Source organism: Thiorhodococcus drewsii AZ1, assembly GCF_000224065.1.
Taxonomy (GTDB): Bacteria; Pseudomonadota; Gammaproteobacteria; order Chromatiales; family Chromatiaceae; genus Imhoffiella; species Imhoffiella drewsii.
Genome location: NZ_AFWT01000051.1, coordinates 23186 through 31724, shown reverse-complemented (window position 1 = coordinate 31724; position 8539 = coordinate 23186). Strand labels below are relative to the sequence as shown.

Annotated in this window: 8 protein-coding genes and 2 tRNA genes; all 10 read right to left on the bottom strand. The window is 60.3% G+C overall.

Annotated features, from left to right (window positions below; all coding sequences use genetic code 11):
• Nucleotides 1–427: 427 nt before the first annotated feature.
• The 10 genes from THIDRDRAFT_RS21105 to THIDRDRAFT_RS21060 all read right to left on the bottom strand — a co-directional run bounded on the left by THIDRDRAFT_RS21105 (nucleotide 428) and on the right by THIDRDRAFT_RS21060 (nucleotide 8401).
• Nucleotides 428–504 (bottom strand) — tRNA-Met (locus THIDRDRAFT_RS21105).
• A 62-nt stretch (nucleotides 505–566) separates the two neighbouring features.
• A complete protein-coding gene (locus THIDRDRAFT_RS21100; protein ID WP_007042957.1) occupies nucleotides 567–941 on the bottom strand; it encodes a MerR family transcriptional regulator in 375 nt (124 codons plus the stop codon).
• On the bottom strand, nucleotides 922–1221 hold the full coding sequence (gene ihfA, locus THIDRDRAFT_RS21095; protein ID WP_007042956.1) for an integration host factor subunit alpha: 300 nt from the start codon (nucleotides 1219–1221) through the stop codon (nucleotides 922–924). The genes THIDRDRAFT_RS21100 and ihfA overlap by 20 nt, the downstream gene beginning before the upstream one ends.
• A 4-nt stretch (nucleotides 1222–1225) precedes the next feature.
• The gene (gene pheT, locus THIDRDRAFT_RS21090) at nucleotides 1226–3604 is read right to left on the bottom strand and encodes a phenylalanine--tRNA ligase subunit beta (RefSeq protein WP_007042955.1); all 2379 of its coding nucleotides are present in this window, start codon (nucleotides 3602–3604) and stop codon (nucleotides 1226–1228) included.
• Nucleotides 3605–3703: 99 nt separating this feature from the next.
• Nucleotides 3704–4735 carry a phenylalanine--tRNA ligase subunit alpha gene (gene pheS / locus THIDRDRAFT_RS21085; protein ID WP_007042954.1) on the bottom strand — a complete coding sequence of 344 codons (1032 nt, stop codon included), beginning with the start codon at nucleotides 4733–4735 and terminating at the stop codon, nucleotides 3704–3706.
• A gap of 115 nt (nucleotides 4736–4850) precedes the next feature.
• Entirely contained in the window at nucleotides 4851–5207 is a 357-nt protein-coding gene (gene rplT / locus THIDRDRAFT_RS21080; protein ID WP_007042953.1) for a 50S ribosomal protein L20, read from the bottom strand.
• 73 nt (nucleotides 5208–5280) lie between these two features.
• Nucleotides 5281–5475 (bottom strand): 50S ribosomal protein L35, encoded by a 195-nt coding sequence (gene rpmI / locus THIDRDRAFT_RS21075; RefSeq protein WP_007042952.1) that lies wholly within the window; start codon nucleotides 5473–5475, stop codon nucleotides 5281–5283.
• Between the two features lie 154 nt (nucleotides 5476–5629).
• A complete protein-coding gene (infC, locus tag THIDRDRAFT_RS21070; protein ID WP_040845694.1) occupies nucleotides 5630–6163 on the bottom strand; it encodes a translation initiation factor IF-3 in 534 nt (177 codons plus the stop codon).
• Between the two features lie 63 nt (nucleotides 6164–6226).
• Nucleotides 6227–8146: a threonine--tRNA ligase gene (gene thrS / locus THIDRDRAFT_RS21065; RefSeq protein WP_007042950.1), complete on the bottom strand. Its 1920-nt coding sequence runs from the start codon at nucleotides 8144–8146 to the stop codon at nucleotides 6227–6229.
• A 178-nt stretch (nucleotides 8147–8324) separates the two neighbouring features.
• Nucleotides 8325–8401 (bottom strand) — tRNA-Val (locus THIDRDRAFT_RS21060).
• Between the last annotated feature and the right edge of the window lie 138 nt (nucleotides 8402–8539).

The following is an 8539-nucleotide window of genomic DNA, read 5'->3' as shown; positions in this document are numbered from 1 at the left end:
TCTGCTTCCCTATCCGAAGATAGAGGTAATCCTTGCTCGACGGTTCATCTTCACTGAAGATGCTCCTTCGATATCTCTTTGGAACCCAAAGCGACACCGGAGCACCCACACAAATTATCTGAACAGATTGTTAAAGAGCGTTTCGATCGCAGCGGTTAATCGCTGCCAAGACCGACCATTCTACGCTTCCCTTCGGGTCTGTCAACCCCTCTTTTTCAGAGGACCGCTCCGCTGTCGCAGAGCCTCGCCAAATTCCTAATCAGCGAGCCGTAAACTATAGCACATCCAGCGCCTAACGTGTCAAGCTTTAGTTCAGAGCGATTCGCTCTAACTCTCTCGACTTACATCCTGACTCGCAAACAGCGATTAACGCCGTTCCAAAAACAAAAGACCTAAGACATGATCCAGGTCTTTCGCCAATCAATAATGGTAGCGGGGGCAGGATTTGAACCTACGACCTTCGGGTTATGAGCCCGACGAGCTGCCTGACTGCTCCACCCCGCAACAGAAGGGAGAATTTTACGTACCTTTCTCCAACAACGCAAGCACTAATATCGAGCTAACAATCAGCGGCGCAAAACCTGGAGGATCTCTTCGAGTTCCAGGCGCATCTGGCGCAGGATCTGGTGGGTTTGATCCATGTCGTGCTTAGCGCCCTCACCGCTCAATTGCTGGCGAGCGCCGCCAATAGTGAACCCCTGGTCATAGAGCAGATTGCGGATCTGCCGGACCATAAGGACGTCGTGCCGCTGGTAGTAGCGCCGGTTGCCCCGGCGCTTCACAGGTTTGAGCTGGGGGAATTCCTGCTCCCAATAGCGCAGGACGTGCGGCTTGACGCCGCACAGTTCGCTGACCTCGCCGATGGTGAAATAACGCTTTCCCGGGATGGGCGGGAGATCGCCCTCGCCGAGACCGTTACCACTATCGATCGGTTCCAGCATAGGCCTCCACACGCGATTTGAGCTTCTGTCCGGGTCGGAAGGTGACCACGCGGCGGGCGGTGATCGGGATCTCCTCGCCGGTCTTGGGATTGCGTCCCGGACGCTCCTTCTTCTCGCGCAGATCGAAGTTGCCGAATCCGGACAGCTTGACCTGCTCGCCCCGCTCCAGTGCGGTGCGGATCTCTTCGAAGAACATCTCGACGATGTCTTTGGCCTCGCGCTTGTTGAGCCCGAGCTCTTCGAACAGATGTTCAGCCATTTCGGCTTTGGTCAATGCCATACCTTCAATCTCTCAATCGTGCGTCAAGTTCCGAGGTAAGACGATCTAGGATCCGCCCCACCGTTTTTTCGATTAAATCTTCCGTAAGTGTCTGGGAAGAAGACTGTAAAATCAATCCCAAAGCGAGGCTTTTTCGTCCAGAATCGATGTTCTGACCAGTGTAAACGTCGAACAGCACCAGCTCGCGCAGCAGGTCGGGTTCGGCCGCGCGGATGCAGGCTTCTATCGCCCCGTACGTAACCCCCTCGTCGACCAGGAGGGCCAGGTCGCGGCGAATGGCCGGAAAGCGCGAGATCTGCCGATATCGCGGCAGAATGCCCTCGGCCAGCGGCAGCATATTCAGCTCGAAGAGGAAGACGTCGCCATCCAGATCTAGCTTGGCGGCGACGGAGGGATGCAGCATCCCCATAAGACCGACCGGCTCGCCATTGCGCTCGATACGGGCGGTCTGCCCCGGATGCAAAGCTGGATGCTCGCCGGAGACGAAGCGAAACTCTTCCGCCGCGCCCGTCAAGGCCAGCAGGGCCTCGACATCGGCCTTGAGATCGTAGAAATCGACCGGACGCGACTTCTGCTCCCACTGCTCGGGCGTGACGCCGCCGGCCACCAGACCGCCGATGCCCGGTTCCTGGCACAACCCCTCGGGCGTCACCCGAAAACGCAGTCCAGATTCGAAGAGCCGCACGCGATCCTGCTGGCGGGATTGGTTGTAGAGCGCGCTCTGCAGCAAACCGGGCCAGAGGCTGGTTCGCATGGTCGAAAGATCGGCGCTGATGGGATTGGCCAGCTTGAGCGTCTCGGCGCCAGGCTCGACCAACTCCTGCATCTCGGGACTGACGAAGCTATAGGTGATGACCTCGTGGAAACCGCGATCGACCAATGCGAGACGGGCGCGATCCAGGTCGAAGCCCGCCTCGGGCGCCGACTTGGTCACCGAGGAGGCGCTGGCATGCGAAACCGGGATGCGATCGTAGCCATAGATGCGACCAACATCGGCGATCAAATCGACCTCTTGGACCAGATCGAAACGGGCGCTCGGCGGCGTGACCATCCAACCGTCGGCGGTACGCTCCAGATCCATGCCAAGACGCTCAAGAATATCCTCGATGGTCTCGGTCGGCAGCTCCAGCCCCAGCATCTGGACGATACGACGCTCGCGCAACGGCAAGGTCCGACGCTGCGGCACGTATTTTTCCGAACAGGTTTCCTGAACCGGGCCAGGCATACCGCCGACGATGTCGAGCAGCAACGCGGTCGCGCGCTCGATCGCACGCACCTGGAGATCGGGATCCACGCCACGCTCGAAGCGATGCGAGGAGTCTGTGTGCAGACCGTAGGAGCGGGCCTTACCACTGATGGCCAGTGGGGCGAAAAAGGCGCTTTCGAGCAGGATATCCCGGGTCGTGTCACCGACGCCGGTCTCGGAGCCGCCCATGATGCCAGCCATGGCGACCGCCCGCTCGGCATCGGCGATGACCAGCGTATCCTCGCGCAGCGTCGCCTCTTCGCCGTTGAGCAGCGCCAGACGTTCGCCGGCACCGGCCATGCGCACACGGATCTCGCCGGAAAGCTTGGCCAGGTCGAAGCCGTGCATCGGCTGACCCAGCTCCAGCAGCACATAATTGGTGACGTCGACCACCGGACTGATGGCACGGATGCCGCCGCGACGCAGACGCTCCTGCATCCACATGGGCGTCTCGGCCGTCGGGTCGATACCACGGATTACGCGACAGACGTAGCGCGGACAGGACGCCGGGGCAACCAAATCGACCGGAAAGCGGTCGTTGCAAACGACCGCAACGGGCTCGATCGCGGGCGGCGTCAGCGGCGAGCGGTTGATCACGGCCACCTCGCGCGCCAGCCCGGCGAGACCCAGACAGTCGCCGCGATCCGGCGTCAGATCGACCTCAATGCACTGATCGTCCAATGCCAGCCAGGCGCGAAAATCCTCGCCCAACGGCGCATCGGCGGGCAGCGGCAGAATGCCATCGGATGACTCGGCCAGCCCCAGTTCCTTGGCCGAGCAGATCATGCCGAAGGACTCAACCCCGCGCAGCTTGGCGCGCTTGATCTTGAAGTCGCCGGGCAGACGGGCACCGATGGTAGCGACCGGAACCCGCATCCCCTCGGCGACGTTAGCCGCGCCACAGATGATCTGCAGCGGATCGCCCTGCCCCACATCGACCGAACAGATACGCAGCTTGGCGGCGTCTGGATGAGGTGCGATCGCTCGCACCAGACCAACAAAGACACCGCTGAAAGCAGACGCCGCCGGCTCGACCGCATCCACCTCCAGTCCCGCCATGCTGAGTTGATCGGCCAATTGCTGGGTATCGACCGGTGGATTCACCCACTCGCGGAGCCAAGCCTCACTGAATCGCATGTCTCGATTTCCCGTCGTCGCTCGCCAAGCCGATCGCGCCTGACGAGAGTAATGAATTCATGATGCCGAACGCGGATGTCGGCGCTCGCCGAGTCTGCGTCAGGCAAACTGGCGCAGATATCTCAGGTCGTTGTCGAAGTTGAGGCGGATGTCGTCGATGCCATAGCGCAGCATGGCGAGACGCTCGACGCCCATGCCAAAGGCATAGCCCAGGTAGCGATCGGGATCGATGCCGACGTGCCGGAACACCTCGGGATAGACCATGCCGCAGCCAAGCACTTCCAGCCAACCAGTCTGCTTGCACACCCGGCAGCCGCTGCCGCCGCACATGACGCACTGGATGTCGACCTCAGCCGAAGGCTCGGTGAAGGGGAAGTAAGAGGGCCTAAAGCGCAGCGCCAGGTCACGCTCGAAGAAGTTGCTCAGGAAATCGTAGAGCACACCCTTGAGATCGGCGAAGCTCACGTTCTCGTCAACCAGCAGACCCTCGACCTGATGGAACATCGGGGTGTGCGTCAGGTCGGAGTCGCAGCGATAGACCCGCCCCGGCGCAATGATCTTGAGCGGCGGCGTCTGACTCTCCATCACCCGGATCTGCACCGGGGAGGTGTGAGTGCGCAGCAGACGGTCCGCGTCGAAATAGAAGGTATCGTGCATCGCCCGCGCCGGATGATGCTCGGGGATGTTGAGCGCCTCGAAGTTGTGATAGGCGTCCTCGACCTCGGGACCCTCGACCACGGCGAACCCGGAGTTGGCGAAGAGACGCTCGATGCGACGCAGCGCACGGGTCACGGGATGCAGTCCGCCGGGCTGCTGTCCACGACCTGGCAGGCTGACGTCGATCCGCTCGGCTGCCAGTCGCGCGGCCAGCGATGCCTGCTCCAGGTCGCTCTTGCGCGTATCGATGGCCTCCTGCACGGCCACCTTCGCCCGATTGATCTCCTGACCCGCCGCCGGGCGCTCCTCCGCCGGCAGAGTGCCGAGCCGCTTGAGCAGCGCGGTCATCTCACCGCTCTTGCCCAGATAACGAACGCGCACCTGATCGAGCGCGGCGAGATCGGTCGCGCTCTCGATTGCCTCGATAGCGGCATCGCGCAACGCGTCGATACCAAGTCCCGTATGTTCGGCCATGCTTTGAGTCTTCCGGCTGGATATCAGGTTCGTCCGCCCGCCCCAAACGAAAAAAGGGAAAGACCGGGGCCTTTCCCTCTTTGTCGCCGGTAGACGCGGACGGGATGGCGTTGGATCAGGCCAAAGCCGTCTTCGCCTGCTCGGCGATCGCCGCAAAGGCAACGCTGTCGTGATAGGCGATGTCCGCCAGCATCTTGCGATCCACCTCGACGCCCGCCAGCTTCAAACCGGCGATCAGACGGCTGTAGGACAAACCGTTGTCACGAGCCGCCGCGTTGATACGGGCGATCCAGAGCGCACGGAACTGACGCTTCTTCTGGCGACGGTCACGGTAGGCATATTGACCGGCCTTGACGACCGCTTGCTTGGCGACCCGATAAACCTTGCTGCGCGCGCCGTAATAACCCTTGGCCTCGTCCAGCAACTTCTTGTGGCGGGCATGCGCCGTCACACCACGTTTCACTCTTGGCATCTAAACTCTCCGGTAACTTGACTTAGTGCAATCGCCTGATCGGTACACAGACCCGATCAGTCGAGCGACTCGATTAGCAGTAGGGAATCATCCGTAGCGCCATGCGCACATCCGACTTGTGGATGCGCTGCGGCGAACGCAGTTGACGCTTCCGCTTGGTGCTCTTCTTGGTCAGGATGTGACGCCGATGAGAGGCATTGCACTTGATACCGGAGGCGGTGCGCTTGAAGCGCTTCGCGGCTCCGCGATTGGTTTTCAGCTTAGGCATGGGTCTCAAATACTCCGCTATTTGCTGATGTTATGGATGCGACGCACACCGACCAGGGGATATTCACGAACGCATCGGGCGCCTGCGGCGCCCGATGCGTTGCCTCTGAGAGGCCTCAGCCTGAATCGTCCCGAAGCAGATGTTTCGATCGTCGCTATTTCTTTTTGGGGCCAAGCACCATGACCATCTGACGCCCTTCCATGAGCGGCTGCTGTTCCACGATGCTCAAGGCCGCCAGATCGTTTTCGATCCGTCGGAGGAGTTCCAAGCCGAGTTCGCGGTGGGCATGTTCTCGCCCCCGGAATCGCATGGTCACCTTGGCCTTGTCCCCTTCTTGGAGGAAACGCGTCAGGTTGCGTAGTTTGACCTGATAGTCTCCCTCGTCCGTCCCTGGCCTAAATTTCACTTCCTTAATCTGAACCTGCTTCTGCTTCTTCTTGGCCTCGTTCTTTTTCTTCTTTTGATCGAAGAGAAACCGTCCGAAATCCATCAGCCGGCAAACCGGCGGCTCGGACGTTGGTACGATCTCGACAAGGTCAAGTGCAGCCTCGGCGGCCATATCCAACGCTTCGCGCGTATTGACGACCCCGACCTGATTTCCATCCGCGCCGATCAGCCGGACCTCCGGCACATTGATTTCCTTGTTGACGCGGTTTCTCTTTGGTGCGGCGATAGCAGGTTCCTCCAGAAACACAAATGAACGAAGCGGGGGCGGATCACTATCAAGATCCGCCTCGCGAAGCCGTGCGCTTTAGTGAGTTCGGTTCGCGACCTCTTCGCTCAGACGTTCAATGAATGCATCGAACTCGAACGAGCCGAGATCCTGGCCCTGACGATCGCGAACGGACAACGAGCGGGTTTCGACTTCCCGATCCCCCACCACGAGTAAGTAGGGCACCCTCTGCAGGGTGTGCTCGCGGATTTTAAAGCCGATCTTCTCGTTTCTCAAGTCGGTTTCGACGCGGAAGCCTTTGCCACGCAATACCTTAGCGACTTCCTTGACATAGTCCGACTGGCGATCGGTGATATTGAGCACCACAACCTGAACCGGCGCCAACCAGACGGGGAAAAGACCGGCATAGTGCTCGATCAAAATACCGATGAAACGCTCGACCGACCCCAGCACCGCACGGTGGATCATGACCGGAGTCTGCTTGCTGTTGTCCTCGGCAATGTAGTAGGCGCCAAGCCGTCCGGGCATGGAGAAATCGACCTGGATAGTACCGCACTGCCAAGCACGCCCAATGCTGTCGTGCAGCGTGAACTCGATCTTGGGGCCATAGAAGGCGCCCTCGCCCGGCTGCACTTTGAATGCCAGACCCTTGCTCGTCAGCGACTGCTCGAGCGCGGCCTCCGCCTTATCCCACAGCTCATCGGCGCCGACCCGCTTCTCGGGACGCAGCGATAGGGCCAGGTCGATATCGGTGAAGCCGAAATCTCGATAGGTCTCGAACACCATGTCGATCAGGGTTGCGACCTCGGACTGGAGCTGCTCCTCGGTGCAGAAGACGTGCGCATCGTCCTGGGTGAAGCGACGTGCGCGCATCAGACCGTGCAGCGTGCCGGAGGGCTCGTTGCGGTGCACCACGCCGAACTCGGCGAGACGCAGCGGCAGATCGCGATAACTCTTGAGACCCTGATTGTAGAGCTGGATGTGGCCGGGACAGTTCATCGGCTTGATCGCGTAATCACGATCGTCGAGCTGCGTCGTGAACATGCCGTCGGCGAACTTCTCCCAATGACCCGAGCGCTCCCACAGCGACCGATCAAGCACCTGCGGAGTCTCGACCTCTTCGTAGCCGTACTCCGCGAGCTTCTCGCGCATGTAGTCCTCGGCCAGACGATAGATGACGCGACCCTTGGCGTGCCAGAAGGCCATGCCGGGCGCCTCGTCCTGGAAATGGAAGAGATCGAGTTGCTTGCCGAGCTTGCGGTGATCTCGCTTCTCGGCCTCCTCCAAACGCTGGAGATAGGCCTTGAGTTCCTTCTTGTCACGCCAGGCGGTGCCATAGATGCGCTGCAACATGGCATTGCTGGAGTCGCCGCGCCAGTAGGCGCCGGCCACCTTGGTCAGCTTGAAGCCGTTCCCAAGCTTGCCGGTGCTCGGCAGATGGGGGCCGCGACAAACGTCGAACCAGTCACCCTGACGATAGATGGAGACCTCTTCGCCCTCAGGGATGATGTCCTCGATGATCTCGACCTTGTAGGCCTCGCCAAGCTCGCCAAAGGCGCGCTTGGCCTCCTCGCGATCCCAGACCTCGCGCACGATCGGCAGATCGCGCTTGACGATCTCGCGCATGCGCGTCTCGATGGACTCCAAATCATCTGGAGTGAAGGGCTCGTCGCGGGCGAAGTCATAGTAGAAACCGTTCTCGATCGCCGGCCCGATCGTCACCTGGGTGCCAGGATAGAGTTCCTGCACCGCCTGGGCCATGACGTGAGCGGCATCGTGCCGCAGCAGCTCCAGCGCAGTGTCCTCGTCCTTGCTGGTCACGATCGCGAGTTCTGCGTCGCACTCGATGACATAAGAGGTGTCGACCAGAGTCCCATTCACACGCCCGGCGAGTGCCGCCTTGGCGAGACCGGACCCAATCGAGGCCGCGACATCGCGAACGGAAACAGATTGATCGAACTGGCGCTGGGAGCCATCGGGGAGGGTAATCAGAGGCATCTATAATCCTGATTTCAGTGGTGATCGATACGAGGGATCACGTGATTTTTTCTCAGCACGGCCCTGACGTGACAGAAACTGACTTGACGGGCAATAAAAAAGCCGCCAGCCTTCAGCGTTCGGTTTTCAGCCAGGGTCTCTCGCTGAAAGCTGATCGCTGAAGGCTGACAGCCGGTGTTGGTAGGCGCGATTGGACTCGAACCAACGACCCCCACCATGTCAAGGTGGTGCTCTAACCAACTGAGCTACGCGCCTGTCGTCGTTCAGAGCCCGCTATATTACGGATGCCTTTCAGGTATGGCAAGCACTTTTTTCATTTTTCTTTCGGGACGGACTCACGCCCCCTCCAAAAGCCCCATTGGATCCAGAGACATTTGGCCCCAGCTAGCCAAC